Source organism: Paracraurococcus lichenis, from assembly GCF_030657435.1.
Lineage (GTDB): Bacteria > Pseudomonadota > Alphaproteobacteria > Acetobacterales > Acetobacteraceae > Paracraurococcus > Paracraurococcus lichenis.
Window position 1 is genome coordinate 46592 of the sequence record NZ_JAUTWS010000038.1, and the last position, 15898, is coordinate 62489.

Sequence of the window (15898 nt, forward strand, 5' to 3'; positions counted from 1 at the left end):
CCGCGCCACCGCACCGCCGCGATTGACGGAGTGGCCCCGCCCTCCCTATAGGTGCGCCCCTTCGCCGGGGCCCGCTGCCAGGGTCGCCGGCCGTCGCCGCAGCGTGCCCGCCCGGTGCCGCTCCGACGCCTTTCCTGACGGAGATCGACCGTGAAGCGTACCTATCAGCCCTCGAAGCTCGTCCGGAAGCGCCGGCATGGCTTCCGCACCCGCATGGCCACGGTGGGCGGCCGCAAGGTCCTGGCCAACCGCCGTGCCAAGGGCCGCGCCAAGCTCAGCGCCTGAGCCGGCGAAGCGGAGGCTTGCCATGCCGGGCCGCCTGCCCAGACTGACCCGGCGCGGCGAGTTCCTGAAGGTGGCCGGGAAGGGGCGGAAGGCCGCCCGCCCGGGCCTGGTCCTGCAGGCGCTGCCGCAACCGCAAGGCGGGCTGCGCCTCGGCTTCACCGCGACGAAGAAGATCGGCAACGCCGTCATCCGCAACCGCGCCAAGCGCCGGCTGCGCGAGGCGGCGCGCCTGACCCTCGGCGCCGCCCCGCCGGCCGGCTGGGACCTGGTGCTGATCGCGCGCGACGAGACCGGCCGGCGCGCCTGGGACAAGCTGCTCGGCGACCTGCGCGGCGCGCTGCGCCAGGCCGGCGTCCCGCTGGACGCGCCGGCGCAGCCCGCGCCCACGGCGGAGCCCGCGCCATGAGCCCGGGCGCCCAGGCCCTGCGCGGCGCCGTCATCGCCTATCAGTGGACGCTCCGCCCCTTCATCGGCGCGCATTGCCGCTTCCACCCGACCTGCAGCCATTACGCGCTGGAGGCACTGGCCACCCATGGCGCCCTGCGGGGCGCCGCGCTGGCCGGCCGCCGCATCCTGCGCTGCAACCCCTGGCATCCCGGCGGCTACGATCCGGTCCCGCCGCGCGATCCCCCTATGTTCCAGCCGGTCCCGAAAGGCTGACCCCGTCCCATGGACCAGAAGCGCCTGCTCGCGGCGATCGCCATCTCCATCGGCATCCTGCTGCTCTTCGATTTCGTCAACCGCCCGGCGCGCGAGGCGGAGCGGGCCAGGCTCGCCCAGCAGCAGCAGGCGGCGCAGGTGCAGCAGCCCGCGCCCGCCCCGGGCCCGGTCGGCCCGCTCGGCGCCCCGACCGATGCCTCCCCGGCCGCCGGCGCGCCGACGGCGCCGGCCGCGCGGCTCGACATCGACGGGCCGCGGGTGAAGGGCACCATCAGCCTGCGCGGCGCGCGGCTCGATGACCTCGTGCTGAAGGACTACCACGAGACCGTCGACCGCTCCTCGCCGCTGGTGCGCCTGCTGGCACCGAGGGAGGGCGCGGCGCCCTACTACGCGCAATGGGGCTGGACGGCGCTCGACGGCCGCACGCCGGTGCCGGGCAACGAGACGGACTGGACCGCCGAGGGCGGCCCGCTCGCCCCCGGCAAGCCGGTGACGCTGCGCTGGGACAATGGCCAGGGCCAGGTCTTCGAGATCGGCCTCGCCCTCGACGAGAACTACATGCTCACCGCCGAGCAGCGGGTGCGGAACACTGGCGCCGAGCCGGTGCAGGTCCTGCCCTGGAGCCGCCTGCGGCGGGAGAGCACGCCGCCGACCCAGGGCTTCTTCATCCTGCACGAGGGCTTCGTCGGCGTGCTCGACGGCCGGCTGAAGGAGGTCACCTACAAGGACGGCAAGTCGGAGGCCGAGAAGAAGTCCGGCCTCGCCCTGGAGCAGGAGACCGGCGCGGGCTGGGCCGGCTTCACCGACAAGTACTGGCTGACCGCCATCGCCACCATCGACCCGGCCATCCGCACCAAGGCGAGCTTCCGGCACGTGCCGGAGGGCAACCAGGACCGCTGGCAGGCGGACTTCGCCCCGGTCGCGCCGCAGGCCGTGGCGCCGGGCGCCGCCGCGACGCTGGCCACCCGGCTCTTCGCCGGGGCGAAGGAGGTGCGGCTGCTCGATGCCTACCGCGACCGGCTGGGCATCCCGGACTTCGACAAGGCGGTGGATTTCGGCTGGTTCTACTTCCTGACCAAGCCGTTCTTCTTCGCCCTCGACTTCCTGTTCCACATCTTCGGCAACTTCGGCATCGCCATCCTGGTCTTCACCCTGGCCCTGAAGGCGGCCTTCTTCCCGCTCGCCAACAAGTCCTACAAGTCCATGAGCCGGATGAAGGTGCTCGGGCCGAAGATGCAGGAGATCCGGGAGCGTTACAAGGACGACCCGGCCAAGGCGCAGACCGAGATGATGGCGCTCTACCGGACGGAGAAGGTCAACCCGGCCTCGGGCTGCCTGCCGATCCTGCTGCAGATCCCGGTCTTCTTCTCGCTCTACAAGGTGCTCTTCGTCACCATCGAGATGCGGCACGCGCCCTTCTTCGGCTGGATCCACGATCTCTCGGCGCCCGACCCGACCAACCTGTTCAACCTGTTCGGGCTGATCCCCTACGACCCGGCGCAGCTCACCCATTACCTGCACATGCCGGCCTGGGCGCTGATCATGGGCGCGACCATGTTCCTGCAGCAGCGCCTCAACCCGGCGCCGCCCGATCCGGTGCAGGCGAAGATCTTCCAGTGGATGCCGCTGATCTTCACCTTCATGCTCGCCGGCATGCCGGCCGGCCTGGTGATCTACTGGTCCTGGAACAACCTGCTCTCCATCGCCCAGCAGTGGTACATCATGCGCATGGAGACGCAGCGGAAGGCCCAGGCGGGCGGCGCGGTGGCGATCCCGGCGGCGGTGCCGGCCACGGCGAAGCCGAAGAAGGGGTGAGCGGGACCGACGCGCCGCTGCCGGCCGGCGGCCTCTCCGAGGCCCGCACGCCGGAGGAGCGGGCGGCGCTGATCGAGGCCGGGCGGCTGCTCTTCGCCCGGCCATGCACCTTCTTCTATGCCGCGCAGCGGATCGACCAGTTGCCGCCGACGGGCCTGCCGGAGGTCGCCTTCTGCGGCCGGTCCAATGTCGGCAAGTCCTCGCTGGTCAATGCGCTGACCGGACAGAAGGCGCTGGCCCGCGTCTCCCATACGCCGGGCCGCACGCGGCAGCTCAACTTCTTCAACCTCGGAGACCGGCTGACGCTGGTGGACATGCCGGGCTATGGCTACGCCCAGGCGTCCAAGAGCGTGAAGGCGGACTGGCAGGGGCTGATGTTCGACTTCCTGCGCGGGCGGCCGACGCTGCGGCGCGTCTTCCTGCTGCTCGATGCACGGATCGAGACCAAGGCCGGCGACCGGGCGGCGATGGAGTTGCTGAACGACGCCGCGGTCGGCTTCCAGATCGTCCTGACCAAGGCGGATGGCGCCAAGCCCTTCTGGTTGCGCAAGCGGCAGGAGGAGGCCGAGGCCCTGGCCCGGGCGCATACCGCGGGGCATCCGCTGGTGATCGCCACCAGCAGCGAGACCGGGCTCGGGATCCCCGAACTGCGGGCGGAGATCGCGGCGCTGGCCGCCTGAGGGCGGCGGTCAGGTCCTGTGCGGGTTGCCGACCATCGGCAGCGTGCGGCCGGCCTCGAAGGCGGCGTGGCCGCCCCGGCGCCCCGATCGGGGCCGCGGCGGCGGGCACTTCCCGCCCGCTCCGCTTTCGCCGCCTGCCGATCTGTTCTAAGGGCGCGCCACGCCAGACCGCGGGAACACCGGCTGATGACTGACGACACGCCCGACCCCATGAAGATCCTCTCAGCGGCGCTGCCCTACCTGAAGCGCTACGACGACCAGATCATCGTGGTGAAGTATGGCGGCCACGCCATGGGGGAGGAGGAGACGGCGCTCCGCTTCGGCCGCGACATCGCCCTGCTCGAGCAGGTGGGCGTCAGCCCGGTGGTGGTGCATGGCGGCGGGCCGCAGATCAATGCCATGCTGAAGCGGCTGAACGTGCAGTCCACCTTCGTCCAGGGCCTGCGCGTGACCGATGAGGCGATGCTCGACGTCGTCGAGATGGTTCTCGCCGGCCCGGTCAACAAGCAGGTCGCCGAGGCCATCACCCGCGCCGGCGCGCTCGCGGTCGGCATCTCCGGCAAGGATGGCGGGCTGATCCGCGCCCGCAAGCTGCTGCGCACCATGCGCGACCCCGGCTCGCATATCGAGCAGGTGCTCGACCTCGGCTTCGTCGGCGAGCCGGAGGCGGTGGACACGCGGGTGCTGAAGCTGCTGATCGGCGCCGATATCGTGCCGGTGGTGGCCCCGGTCGGCGTCGGCGTGGACGGCCAGACCTACAACATCAATGCCGATACGGTGGCGGGCGCGATCGCCGGCGCGCTGGGCGCCGAGCGGCTGCTGATGCTGACCGATGTCAGCGGCGTGAAGGGGCCGGACGGCGCCCTGATCCCGGAGATGACGGTCGCCGAGGTGCGGGCCGGCATCGAGGCGGGCTGGATCTCGGGCGGCATGATCCCGAAGGTCGAGACCTGCATCTATGCCATCGAGAAGGGCGTGCAGGGCGCCGTCATCCTGGACGGCCGGGTGCCGCATGCGGTGCTGCACGAGCTCTTCACCGAGGGCGGCGCCGGCACGCTCATCAAGCCCGCGGGCACGCTGATCCGGCCCTGAGGGGCGGGACGGTCCAACCCTCCGCGGCATCCGGCCAATCGCGGCGCCGGGGCGGGTAGACTCGGGCATCCTTCGCTCTAACGCGCCTCCTCCGGCTCGTTCAGCAGTTCGATCTGCCAGCGCATCTCGGCCTCGGTCAGCGGCCAACCGCCCTTCGCCGTCGGGGCGATGACGGCGGCCGGCGCGATCCGGCCGAGCACGGTCTGCGCCGCCAGCGCCGCGCGCGGGCTGAAGCCGGCACGCCAGCACAGGCTGACCAGCGCCTTGCCGCTGCGGAGCTGCGCCACATGCTCGACCGCCCGGAGGGGGACGCCCGCATGCTCGGCCAGCAGGCGCTGCATCATGCCATGGTCGCCCTGCAGACCGGCTTCCTCGAAGGCCAGGTCGGGCGGCAGCGCGGCGGCGGCATCGCCGCGCCCGAGCCGCAGGTCCATCCGCGCCCGCAGCAGCCGCGCGAGGCCCGGGTCCAGGTCGGCCCGCGATGCCAGCGGCTCCAGCAGGTGGTCGGCGACCACGGCGGCGAGGGCGAGCGTCGCGCGGTGCGACAGGCCGGCGCGGCGGACCAGGCTCTCCTGCCATTCCGGCCGGCTCGCGGCCTGGGCGATCAGGGTGTCGAGCGTCCTCTCCCGGATCGCGGCCGAGTCGTTCGTCAGCAGCGCGGCGACCGGGGCGGTCTCCGCCCGTGCGGCGACGGCGTCCGAGATCCGCTCGCTCAGCCGCGGCCGGCGGGCGACCGCCGTCACCGTCTCGGGCACCGGCGGCCTCTCGACAAGCGCCAGCAGGTCGTCCTCGGTGAGCTGGGGGGAGAAGCGGATGACCGGTGCCGCCACCTCCATGGCCGCGTCCTGGGCGAGGCGGAGGATCAGGTCGCGCGGCGCACCGGGCAGCGCCTGCAATTCCTCGGCGATGACCGCCCGGACCATGACAGCCGTGTCCGCGGCGAGCTGGCAGAGGGTCTTCCAGGCGAGCGCGCGCAGCCGGTCCGTCGCCGCGGCGAGTTCCGGCGCGCGCGGCGCCAGCTTCCGCCCGACCACCGCCCGCACCCGCGGGTCGTCGTCCCCGGCCAGCAGGCTGTCGGCCTGCGCCGGGGTCGCGGCATTGGCGGCGACCGCGGCGCGCACCCGGAGCTGGCCGTCATTGGCCAGGAAATACAGGATCTCCGGCGCGACATCGGGCAGGGAGGCGAGGGCGATCCGCTCGGCCTCCGTCCCCTCGGCGGCGATGCGCTTGGCCGCCTCGTAGCCAGGATCGGGGGTCATGCGGCGGAATGCCTCTCCGGCTCCTCCGCCCCGGCCACCACCCAGCGGTTCCGGCCGGCCCGCTTGGCGGCGTACATGGCGCCATCGGCGCGGGCGATCAGCGTCTCCGGTGTCTCGACCGCCCCGGGGCGGCGGATGGCACAGCCGATGCTGAAGCTGATGGGCGGGATGCCGCCGCCCGGGCTGCCCAGGGTGCCGGCGGCCTCGCAGAGCGCCGCCGCCCGGCTCGCCGCCCCTTCCGCATCCGCCCCGTCCAGCCAGAGCGCGAACTCGTCCCCGCCGAAGCGGGCGGCGATGTCGGTCGGCCGGGTCAGGCGGCGCAGCAGGGCGGCGATGGCGACCAGCGCCGCATCGCCCGCCTCATGCCCCAGCCGGTCGTTGATCGGCTTGAAATTGTCGAGGTCGATGAAGACCAGCGCGCCGCGGGCGCCGGCGGCGCCCGCCGCGTCCGAGGCCAGCCGGTGCAGCCGGCGCGTCAGGTCGTCGAGGAAGGCGCGGCGGTTCAGCAATCCGGTCAGCCCATCGGTCCGCGCCTGCCGCTCCAGCCGCTGCTGCAGGGCGTGGTTGCCGAGGACGACGAAGAGCAGGTCGGACAGCGCCACCAGCATGTGCTGGTCATCGGCATCGAAGGGTTGCTGGCCGGCGGCGCGCCAGGCGAGCAGGGCGTGCCACGGCTCGGTCCCCGGGGCATGCGGCAGCAGCGCCATGCTCTCGCCGCCCGGCCCCTGGAAGAAGCGGGCGCGCGGCTGAAAGGCGTGCGGCGCGGCGGCGGCGAGCAGGGGGGCCGGGTCGGCCCCCCGCTGGTGGGTCACCCGCGTCCCGCCCGCCGGGCGCCATTCCAGCACGGCCGCGCCGGTGCAGCCGAGCGCGGTCTCGAGCGCCTCCAGCATCGCGGCCAGCATCTGCGGCGCCAGCACCCGGCGGCGGATCCGGCGGACCAGGGTCTGCAGCGCCTCCGCCCGGCGCAGCGCCGTGGCCTGCGCCTCGGTGGCCAGCGCTTCCTCCGTGATGTCGCGGCCGCAGCCGCGCAGCCCGGCGAAGCGGCCCGCGCCGTCCGTCAGCGGCGCGACCGAGAGGCTGAGGCAGCGGCAGCCGCCATCCGCCTGCTTCAGCCAGGCCCGCAGGCCCCGGGCGGGCGCGCGCAGCGCGAAGGGGTCGGGCTCCGGCGCGGCCAGCAGGTCGCGCCCCGGCCGGCCGAGCAGGTCCTCCGCCGCCCAGCCGAGCGGCGCATCCGGCGCGAGGAAGGTGAGGCGGCCCTCGGCATCCGTCTCGAAGGCCAGGTCCAGGGCGAGGCTGGCGAAGTCGCGCCAGCGCTGCCGGGACTCGAGCAGCGCGCCATGCCAGGCCGGCCCGGCAGGCCCCCCCGGCACCGAGGGGTCCGAACCGGCGCTCCGCCGCTCTGCCGTGTCATCCGCCGGACGCATGCGGCGCAGCATGGGTCGGGTGGATGAAGGACGCGTTATCGCCGCGGCCCAGGCCGCGTTGACAGGCGCGTGCCGGCATCGGCATGGTCCGCCGCCTCCGCGCCGGCCCGGCCGGACCAATGCCTCGGGACGACCTCCATGGATGCCAGCACGCTGCAGTCGCGCATCGAAGCCCTGTGGGAGCGCCGCGACACGCTCTCCCCCTCGACCCGCGGCGAGGACCGCGACGCGATCGAGGCGGCGCTGGAGATGCTCGATTCCGGCAAGGCGCGCGTTGCCGAGCAGGTGGCGGTCGGCGAGTGGCGGGTGAACCAGTGGCTGAAGCAGGCGGTGCTGCTGAGCTTCCGCCTGACCGATTCGGCGCCGATGGAGACCGCGGCCGGGGCCTATGACAAGGTGCCGCTGAAGACCGAGGGCTGGGGCCCGAACCGCTTCAAGGAGGCCGGCTTCCGCATGGTCCCCGGCGCGGTGGTCCGCCGCAGCGCCTACATCGCCCCGGGCGTCGTGCTGATGCCGAGCTTCGTCAATCTCGGTGCCCATGTGGACCGCAACACCATGGTCGATACCTGGGCGACCGTCGGCTCCTGCGCCCAGATCGGCAGGAACGTGCACATCTCGGGCGGCGTCGGCATCGGCGGCGTGCTGGAGCCGCTGCAGGCCAATCCGGTGATCATCGAGGACGACTGTTTCGTTGGTGCCCGCTCCGAGGTGGCCGAGGGCGTGGTCGTCGAGCGTGGGGCCGTGCTCTCCATGGGCGTGTTCCTCGGCGCCAGCACCAAGATCATCGATCGTGCGACCGGCCAGGTCCATATGGGCCGCGTCCCGTCCTATTCGGTGGTGGTGCCGGGCAGCCTGCCGGGGAAGCCGCTGCCGGACGGCTCGCCGGGCCCCTCGCTCTACTGCGCCGTCATCGTCAAGCGGGTGGACGAGCAGACCCGCGCCAAGACCAGCATCAACGAGTTGCTGCGTGACTGATCCGCTGCCGCTGGCCCAGGCGCTGATCCGCTGCCCGAGCGTGACGCCGGCGGATGCCGGCGCGCTCGGGGTGCTCGAGGCGGCGCTCGCGCCGCTCGGCTTCGCCTGCCAGCGGCTGACCTTCGGCGAAACCCCGAACCTCTATGCCCGCCGCGGCACCGGCGGGCCGCATTTCTGCTATGCCGGCCATACCGACGTGGTGCCGCCCGGCCCAACCGAGGCCTGGACGGACGACCCCTTCTCCGGCGCGGTGCGGGACGGCGTGCTGCATGGCCGCGGCGCCTGCGACATGAAGGGCGGCATCGCCGCCTTCGTCGCGGGGCTGAAGGACTACCTCGCCGCCCATCCCGGCCATGGGGGCAGCATCAGCCTGCTCATCACCGGCGACGAGGAAGGCCCCGCCAGGGACGGCACCGTGAAGGTGCTGGACTGGATGGCGCAGCGCGGCGAGATCCCGGACATGGCGCTGGTCGGCGAGCCGACCTCGCGCGCTGCGCTCGGCGACATCGTCAAGGTCGGCCGGCGCGGCTCCATGACGGCGTACATCACCCTGTTCGGCACGCAGGGCCACAGCGCCTATCCGCAGCGCGCCGACAACCCGATCCATCGCCTGGTCCGCGTGCTGAACCGGCTGACCGCGCAGCCGATCGACCAGGGCTCGCAGTTCTTCGAGCCGACGACGCTGCAGGTGACCGGCTTCGACACCGGCAATGCCGCCAACAACGTCATCCCCGGCGAGGCCCGGGCGATGCTGAACATCCGCTTCAACGACCTGCACAGCAGCGCCTCCCTCACCCAGATGCTGAATGCGGCCCTGCAGGCCGAGGAGGCGCGCTACGACATGCGGATCGACTGTTCCGGCGAGAGCTTCCTGACGCAGCCCGGCCCCTTCGTGGACGCCCTGCGGCGGGCGGTGGTGGGGGCGACCGGCCGGGAACCAGCGCTCGACACCGGCGGCGGCACCTCGGATGCCCGCTTCATCGCCCGCTACTGCCCGGTGGCGGAACTCGGCGGCATCGGCAGCACCATGCACAAGGCGAATGAATGCGTGCCGGTGCAGGAATTGCGCGACCTCGCGGCGCTCTACCGCATGGTGCTCGAGGAGGCCTTCGCCTGAGCGGAAGTCCCACCGGCGGAGGCCCCACCCCGGCGCCGGCCCGCGCGGCGATCTCCGACGGGCTGCGCGGCGCCTTCCGCATGGCGCAGGGCAAGGCGGACGGGCTCGCCCTGGTCGATGCCTCGCCGGAGGGCGTGCGGGCGAGCTTCTGGGCCGCCGCCATCTGCCTGCCGGGCTTCCTGACGCTCAAGCTGCTGGGATGGTCCGGCGAGGGGACGCCGGGCGGCGGCCTGCTGCGCGGCCTGGTCGCGGAACTGCTGGGCTATGCCGTGGCCTGGGCCGGCTTCGCGCTGCTGTCGCGGCCGCTGGCCGATGGGCAGGGCCGGAAGGCCGACTGGCCCCGCTTCATCGCCGCCTGGAACTACGCCAATGTCGTGCAGTACGCGGTGCTGCTGGCGCTGACCGTCCCCTCGGCGCTCGGCCTGCCCGGGTTGCTGGCGAACGGCCTGGGGCTGGCGGCGATCGGCTATGCGCTCTGGCTGGAGTGGTTCGTCGCGAAGCACGCCCTGCGGCTCGCCGGCGGTCCGGCCACGATGTTCGTGGTCATCGACCTGATGCTCGGCATCTTCATCGGCGGGTTGGTCGGGCGGTTGAGCGGCTGACGCGCCCCGGGAGGCCGCGCCGCAGCTTTCCCGGAACTGTCATCCTCCCGTCATCATACTGCGCTAACCCCGGCCGCGAGGACCGAGGAGCGCAGGCATGCCCGATACCGAGACCGCCGCGCGGTCATGGCTCGATCTCGAGCTCGAGGACGATTTCGACGAGGAGCTCGAGCAGGAGATCGACGACGGCCGGATCCCGGCAGCGCTCCGCCACCTGAAGGACGCTCACAGGCGGAGCGCGATCGGGCGCGGCGTCTATTTCCGCGAGCTGCTGCGGCTGCAGGCCGAGCTGGTGAAGCTGCAGGATTGGGTGGCCCATAAGGGGCTGAAGCTCGTCATCCTGTTCGAGGGACGGGACAGCGCCGGCAAGGGCGGCATCATCAAGCGCATCACCCAGCGGGTGAACCCGCGCGCCTGCCGCGTGGTGGCGCTGCCCGCGCCGACCGGGCGCGAGCGGACGCAGTGGTACTTCCAGCGCTACGTGCAGCACCTGCCGGCGGCCGGGGAGATCGTGCTGTTCGACCGGAGCTGGTACAACCGCGCCGGCGTCGAGCGGGTGATGGGCTTCGCCACCGAGAGCCAGGTGGAGGACTTCTTCCGCGACGTGCCGGAATTCGAGCGCATGCTCGTCCGCTCCGGCATCGTCCTGGTGAAATACTGGCTCTCCATCACCGACCAGGAGCAGCAGTACCGCTTCCTCATGCGAATCCACGACCCGCTGAAGCAGTGGAAGCTCTCGCCCATGGACCTGCAGTCCCGCGTCCGCTGGGAGCAGTACACCAAGGCGAAGGAGGACATGTTCGCCCGCACGAACATCCCCGAGGCGCCGTGGTACATCGTCGAGGGCAACGACAAGAAGCGGGCGCGGCTGAACTGCATCGCCCACCTGCTGTCGCTGGTCCCCTACGAGGAGGTGCCGCACGAGCCGGTCGCGCTGCCGGACCGCGTCTTCGACCCGGACTACGAGCGCCGGACGCTGCCGCCCGAGCTCTACGTGCCGGAGCGGTACTGAGCCGGGCGCGGCGGGGTCAGGCCCAGTCCGGCTCCTCCGCATAGCGGACGAAGGTGAAGCAGAGCCCCTCGGCCGGCGCGGTCATGCCGGCGCGCGTCCGGTCGCGGCTGTCGAGCACCTGCCGCGGCCAGTCCACCGCGCGGCGGCCCTGGCCGACCTCGAGCAGCGTGCCGACCAGGTTGCGGATCTGGTGGTGCAGGAAGCTGCGCGCCTCCGCCGTCACCACCACCTCTTCGCCGAGGCGGGCGACATCGAGGCGCTCGAGCGTGCGCAGCGCCGATTTCGCCTGGCAGGCGGCGGCGCGATAGGCGGAGAAGTCGTGCCTGCCGAGCAGCCTCTGCGCCGCCGCATGCATGGCGGCGGCGTCCAGCGGCGCCTTCACGTGCCAGACGCGGCCTTCCTCCAGCGCCGGCCGGGCGCGGCGGTTCAGGATGCGGTAGCGGTAGCCGCGGCGCACCGCGGAGAAGCGGGCATTCCATCCCGGCGGGGCGAGGGCGGCGCGCCGCACCGCGACCGGGTGCGGCTTCGTGTGGAAGTCCAGCGCCTCCCGCAGCCGCGCCGGGGCGATCTCGCGCTCGAGCGCGACCTGCGCGACCTGCCCCTCGGCATGCACGCCGGCATCGGTGCGGCCGGCGGCGACGGCTGGCGGCAGGACGCCGCCATTCATCTTCGCCGCGGCTTCCTCCAGCACCTGCTGGACCGAGAGCCCGTTCTCCTGCCGCTGCCAGCCGACGAAGGGGCCGCCATGGTATTCGAGGGTGAGGGCGTAGAGCGGCATCGTCGGTCAGGCGGCCGGCGGGCGCGGGCCGGCCGGCCTCATCCGAGGCGGGTGCCCGGCGGCAGCGGGAAGCCGCGCAGGAAATCGGCCGCCGGCAGCGGGCCGCGGCCGGGGCGCTGCAGCCGCGTCAGGCGGAGCGCGCCCGCGCCGCAGGCGATGGTCGCGGCCTCGTCCAGCACCGTCCCGGGCGGGCCGGCGCCGGGCGCGGGCTCGGCCGAGAGGACCCGGATCTGCTCGCCGCCCTGGGTGAAGAAGGTGCCCGGCCAGGGATTGAGCGCGCGCACCCGCCGGTCCAGCGCCGCCGCCTCCTCCGCCCAGTCCAGCCGCCCGTCCTCCTTGGTCAGCTTGGCGGCATAGGTCACGCCATCCTCCGGCTGCGGCACCGGCGGCGGGTCCTCGGCGAGCGCACGCAGGACGAGGTCGGCGCCGATGGCGGCCAACGCGTCGTGCAGTTCGGGTGTGGTCATGCGCGGGCCGATGGGCAGGCTGCCCTTCAGCAGCATCGGCCCGGTGTCCAGCCCCTCCTCCATCTGCATGATGGTCACGCCGCTCTCGGCATCACCGGCGAGGATCGCGGCCTGGATCGGCGCCGCGCCGCGCCAGCGCGGCAGCAGGGAGGCATGGATGTTGAGGCACCCCCGCCGCGATGCCTCCAGCATCGGCTTCGGCAGGATCAGGCCATAGGCCGCGACGACCGCCGCATCGAGGTCGAGCGCGGCGAAGGCCGCATGCTCGGCCGCATCCTTGCGCACCCGCGCCGGGCTGCGGACGGGCAGGCCGAGCGCGAGTGCCGCCTTGTGGACGGGGCAGGGGGTCTCCTTCTGCCCGCGGCCGGCCGGGCGGGGCGGCTGGCAATAGACGGCGGCGATCTCATGCCCCGCCGCATGCAGCGCCCGCAGCGCCGGCACGGCGAAATCGGGGCTGCCCATGAAGGCCAGGCGCATGCTCAGCCGCCCTCTTGGCGGCCGGCGGCAGGGCCCGCCCTGTTCACGCCCGCGCCTTCGCCTTCAGGTCCTTGGCCAGCCTGCGCAGGATCATGTTGCGCTTCAGCGGGCTCAGGTGGTCGACGAAGAGCCTGCCGTCGAGATGGTCGTATTCGTGCTGCAGGCAGGTGGCCAGCAGCCCCTCGGCCTCGACCTCCTGCCTCGCGCCGGTCAGGTCCAGGTAGCGGATCTTCACCCGGGCCGGCCGCTCGACATCGGCATACTGGCCGGGGAGGGAGAGGCAGCCCTCCTCCCGCACCGACATCTCCTGCGACACCGCGACGATCTCCGGGTTCACCAGCACCATCGGGTCCGGCTTCTCCTCCTTCTGGAGGTCCACCACGAACATGCGCAGCAACTCGCCGACCTGCGGCGCCGCCAGCCCGATGCCGGGCGCCTTGTACATGCTCTCCAGCATCCGCGGCGCGAGGGCGCGGACCGTGTCGGCATCGGCCGGCCCGACCGGGCGGGCCTTGGCCCGCAGCCGGGCATCGGGCACGAGGAGGATGGGCAGGAGATCGGGCTCGGACATGGCGGAGGCGGAGGTAGCCCTTGCGTGACCCCCTTGCAACGCCCGCCCCTCCCGACAACATTCCCAGCCGTGGCCGGGTGCTTCGGGTCCGGCCGACCGCTTCGCTCCATCTGAGGAGGCCATCCTTGTCGCGTCCGTCGGTCTTCGGCTCGCCCCTGTTCCTGGGCTTCGACCATCTCGAGCAGATGCTCGACCGCGTGGCCAAGAATGCCGATGGCTACCCCCCCTACAATATCGAGCAGACCGGCGACCACCGGCTGCGCATCACCCTGGCCGTCGCGGGCTTCGCGATGGAGGACCTGCAGATCACGCAGGAGGACAACCAGCTGGTGATCCGCGGCCGGCAGAAGGACGACTCGGAAGGCCGCATCTTCCTGCATCGCGGCATCGCCGCCCGGCAGTTCCAGCGCGCCTTCGTCCTGGCCGAGGGGATCGAGGTGGAGGGGGCCTGGCTCGACAATGGCCTGCTGCATGTGGAGCTCCGCCGCCCCCAGCCGGAGGTGCGCGTGAAGACGATTCCGATCGCCGGCGGCGCCAGCAGCGGCGCCCCGGCGAGCGCCAAGGTCAACGGGGCCGCCCGGCCCGTTGTCGAGGGCCGCACCGCGCGGGAATGACCCGCGGGGGGGGGCCGGATCAACCGGAGCGGCTGGGTGAACCCGGCGTGCTTTTGGGCGCTTGGTTCGCTCCGTCGCTCCAGACCGGATGGGCTTCGGCCATGCCGGAAGGAGAATGTGAGATGAAGAGCAGCAACCCTACCCATGGCCCTGCGGAGGTCTCGCCGGCGGCCCTATCGCTGCGGAACCTGTCGGTCGCCGACTGGGCGCGCTTCGGCGTGCAGGAGATCGCCTATATCCGTCCCGTGGTGGTGAATGGCGAGCCCGCCATGGCGATCCATGCCGCGGACGGCACCCCGATCGGCGCCGCGCCGAGTGCCGACCTGGCGATCGCCGCCATCCTGCAGCACGAGATGGCGCCGGCGCTCCTGCACTGAGCGGGGCCGGCGTGCCCGGCGGGGCAGGGGCGGTCCCACCGGCGCGCTGCCTGGCCCGCCGCGGCCATGGGGGCGCCGCCGGCAATGGCCCGCGCTGGCGCCCGGAGCATGGCGGCGCGCCGACCGGCGCAATGGACGGGCCCGCCCCGCGCAGGCCCGTCACCCCGACCCGTGAGACAGCGCGCCGCCATGGCCGGGCTTCGCGGCGCCCCGGTCCTGTCGAAGCGTGGCGCGCCGCGGCCAGGTCCTCGCCCGGAACGGCGTAGCCGGCGCATTCCTCGGCCCGGTATCTCGGGGCCGGCCCCAAATGGTCGGATACGATCTCGCCGTCGGCGGCCGGCGGGCCGATCAGGCGAAGCGTCGCTGTCAAGGTCCCGGCGGGCAGGTTGCAGACTGCGCCCACTTGCCTGCCTCAACCATTCGCCGTGCGTCGCTGGCGTTATAAATAATAAAAGTTGAATCTAAAGAAATGGTGGCCGATATTCGATGCGCCCTGGTGTCGGTTCGCCCATATTGTTAGGTATGTCGATCAATTGACGATTGAAGGGCGCGAAAACCATGGCGCTACTTTCTCCTTTTTGGCGAGGTCGGCCGGAACTGGCGGTCCAAGGACGACAATTCCGGTCCGCCTGGCCGGGCCTCCTGGCATGCGCCCTACTCCTCGGTGCCGGTCGCGCCGACGGGCAATCGCTCTACAAGACCGACCGTGTCGTGGGGGTGGGAGGCGCCGTGTGCCTGGACCACACGGACTGCAAGGGCCACAGGGCGGAACCGCAATCCCTGAACGCGGGCCAGTCCGCTGAATTCGCGTTCGAATGCCCGGCCGACCGGCCGTATCTGCGGAACTGGGACGCCGCCTACCACGAGCACATCGCCCTGAGTGTCTCGCCCTCGCGGATCGGCAAGGGGACGGCGCTGGTGCTGATCGCGCGTAACCAGGCCGATATGCCCGGGCAATTCCAGGTCGTGCTCGGATGCGGCGCGACGCCGGCCAGGATTGCCGCGATGACCCAGTCGCTCGGCAGCCTTCCCACCAACCGCAAGGCCGTCAGGGGGGTCGAATGATGCGGCATCGCATGGCCCGGCGCCGGTCCGTCCCGGCCGCGCTGGCATGTGCCGCGGCGCTGCTGGCGGCAGGCTCCGTCAGCCGGGCATCCGCGCAGGATCTGGGAAACTCGCAGCCCTGCGACGGCATCCCGAGCTGCGAGCTGCAGCAGCAATCAGCCGTCCCGTACAAGGGAGACCAGACCCAGGGCTGGGCCTACTACTGCACGGGAGACCACCCCTATTACTGGGGGTCGGCCTACGCTGGAAATTCCGGGCGCTGGGTGCAGACGAATACGTGCTTCACCACGACCGAGAATGGCCTGGCGGAGACCGGCGATCCCGGCAAGCTCGATGTGACGGTCACCAACTGGTGCCCGAAGGCCGAGAGCTACACCATCTCGCTGGCCTGCTCGCCGCAGCCTCCGCCCGCCTGGCAGGAGAACTGCACCGCGAACGCGCAATACGTCACCCACGATCCGGGTTGCCCGACGGTGCCGAATACCTCGAAGCAGCTGTCGCGCACGATCGGCGGCGTGCCGATCTTCTTCTTCCTCTGGGTGGAGCAGTGCAGCGCGAACCTGTTCTGGAACTGCTCTGCCGATCAGGGGCTGGTGCAGTGCTCCTCCTGCACCGGGAAGTCGGACTG

19 protein-coding genes are annotated in these 15898 nt (G+C 72.4%); 14 read left to right on the forward strand and 5 right to left on the reverse strand.

The window, feature by feature from the left end; translation table 11 throughout:
* Positions 1-150 precede the first annotated feature (150 nt).
* From rpmH to argB, 6 genes are all read left to right on the forward strand, one after another.
* Entirely contained in the window at positions 151-285 is a 135-nt protein-coding gene (rpmH, locus tag Q7A36_RS26975) for a 50S ribosomal protein L34 (RefSeq protein WP_305106871.1), read from the forward strand.
* Positions 286-307: 22 nt separating this feature from the next.
* Positions 308-691, forward strand: coding sequence for a ribonuclease P protein component (gene rnpA, locus Q7A36_RS26980; RefSeq protein ID WP_305106872.1), 384 nt, complete (start codon positions 308-310; stop codon positions 689-691).
* Complete coding sequence (yidD, locus tag Q7A36_RS26985) at positions 688-945, forward strand: membrane protein insertion efficiency factor YidD (protein WP_305106873.1); 258 nt, start codon at positions 688-690, stop codon at positions 943-945. Before rnpA ends, yidD begins: the two co-directional genes overlap by 4 nt.
* Positions 946-954: 9 nt before the next feature.
* On the forward strand, positions 955-2760 hold the full coding sequence (yidC, locus tag Q7A36_RS26990; RefSeq protein ID WP_305106874.1) for a membrane protein insertase YidC: 1806 nt from the start codon (positions 955-957) through the stop codon (positions 2758-2760).
* A gap of 17 nt (positions 2761-2777) precedes the next feature.
* Positions 2778-3440 carry a ribosome biogenesis GTP-binding protein YihA/YsxC gene (gene yihA, locus Q7A36_RS26995; RefSeq protein ID WP_305106888.1) on the forward strand — a complete coding sequence of 221 codons (663 nt, stop codon included), beginning with the start codon at positions 2778-2780 and terminating at the stop codon, positions 3438-3440.
* 186 nt (positions 3441-3626) lie between these two features.
* Complete coding sequence (argB, locus tag Q7A36_RS27000; protein WP_305106875.1) at positions 3627-4532, forward strand: acetylglutamate kinase; 906 nt, start codon at positions 3627-3629, stop codon at positions 4530-4532.
* 77 nt (positions 4533-4609) lie between these two features.
* Here the strand turns inward: argB and Q7A36_RS27005 are convergent, their stop codons facing one another.
* Both Q7A36_RS27005 and Q7A36_RS27010 read right to left on the reverse strand, forming a co-directional pair.
* Complete coding sequence (locus Q7A36_RS27005; protein ID WP_305106876.1) at positions 4610-5791, reverse strand: DUF2336 domain-containing protein; 1182 nt, start codon at positions 5789-5791, stop codon at positions 4610-4612.
* Positions 5788-7161, reverse strand: coding sequence for a sensor domain-containing diguanylate cyclase (locus tag Q7A36_RS27010; protein ID WP_305106877.1), 1374 nt, complete (start codon positions 7159-7161; stop codon positions 5788-5790). The genes Q7A36_RS27005 and Q7A36_RS27010 overlap by 4 nt, the downstream gene beginning before the upstream one ends.
* A 192-nt stretch (positions 7162-7353) precedes the next feature.
* Between Q7A36_RS27010 and dapD the strand changes: the two genes are divergently transcribed.
* The 4 genes from dapD (at position 7354) to ppk2 (ending at position 10921) form a co-directional block, all read left to right on the forward strand.
* On the forward strand, positions 7354-8190 hold the full coding sequence (gene dapD, locus Q7A36_RS27015; RefSeq protein WP_305106878.1) for a 2,3,4,5-tetrahydropyridine-2,6-dicarboxylate N-succinyltransferase: 837 nt from the start codon (positions 7354-7356) through the stop codon (positions 8188-8190).
* On the forward strand, positions 8183-9307 hold the full coding sequence (gene dapE / locus Q7A36_RS27020) for a succinyl-diaminopimelate desuccinylase (protein ID WP_305106879.1): 1125 nt from the start codon (positions 8183-8185) through the stop codon (positions 9305-9307). Before dapD ends, dapE begins: the two co-directional genes overlap by 8 nt.
* 80 nt (positions 9308-9387) lie before the next feature.
* Entirely contained in the window at positions 9388-9909 is a 522-nt protein-coding gene (locus Q7A36_RS27025) for a hypothetical protein (RefSeq protein WP_305106880.1), read from the forward strand.
* A gap of 97 nt (positions 9910-10006) precedes the next feature.
* Positions 10007-10921 carry a polyphosphate kinase 2 gene (gene ppk2 / locus Q7A36_RS27030; protein ID WP_305106881.1) on the forward strand — a complete coding sequence of 305 codons (915 nt, stop codon included), beginning with the start codon at positions 10007-10009 and terminating at the stop codon, positions 10919-10921.
* Between the two features lie 16 nt (positions 10922-10937).
* On the opposite strand, the gene truA is transcribed toward ppk2, so the two are convergent.
* The 3 genes from truA to def are packed head-to-tail and all read right to left on the reverse strand — an operon-like array spanning position 10938 to position 13214.
* Positions 10938-11699: a tRNA pseudouridine(38-40) synthase TruA gene (gene truA, locus Q7A36_RS27035; protein ID WP_305106882.1), complete on the reverse strand. Its 762-nt coding sequence runs from the start codon at positions 11697-11699 to the stop codon at positions 10938-10940.
* A 38-nt stretch (positions 11700-11737) separates the two neighbouring features.
* A complete protein-coding gene (gene fmt, locus Q7A36_RS27040) occupies positions 11738-12643 on the reverse strand; it encodes a methionyl-tRNA formyltransferase (RefSeq protein WP_305106883.1) in 906 nt (301 codons plus the stop codon).
* A 43-nt stretch (positions 12644-12686) separates the two neighbouring features.
* Positions 12687-13214, reverse strand: coding sequence for a peptide deformylase (def, locus tag Q7A36_RS27045; RefSeq protein ID WP_305106884.1), 528 nt, complete (start codon positions 13212-13214; stop codon positions 12687-12689).
* Positions 13215-13339: 125 nt separating this feature from the next.
* Here def and Q7A36_RS27050 point away from each other — a divergent pair, with 125 nt between their 5' ends.
* From Q7A36_RS27050 to Q7A36_RS27065, 4 genes are all read left to right on the forward strand, one after another.
* Entirely contained in the window at positions 13340-13828 is a 489-nt protein-coding gene (locus Q7A36_RS27050) for an Hsp20 family protein (RefSeq protein WP_370655713.1), read from the forward strand.
* 122 nt (positions 13829-13950) lie between these two features.
* The gene (locus Q7A36_RS27055; protein ID WP_305106885.1) at positions 13951-14205 is read left to right on the forward strand and encodes a DUF1150 family protein; all 255 of its coding nucleotides are present in this window, start codon (positions 13951-13953) and stop codon (positions 14203-14205) included.
* Positions 14206-14934: 729 nt separating this feature from the next.
* Entirely contained in the window at positions 14935-15270 is a 336-nt protein-coding gene (locus tag Q7A36_RS27060; protein ID WP_305106886.1) for a hypothetical protein, read from the forward strand.
* A gap of 11 nt (positions 15271-15281) precedes the next feature.
* Positions 15282-15898: hypothetical protein (locus tag Q7A36_RS27065; RefSeq protein WP_305106887.1), on the forward strand; the 617-nt coding region annotated here is incomplete at its 3' end.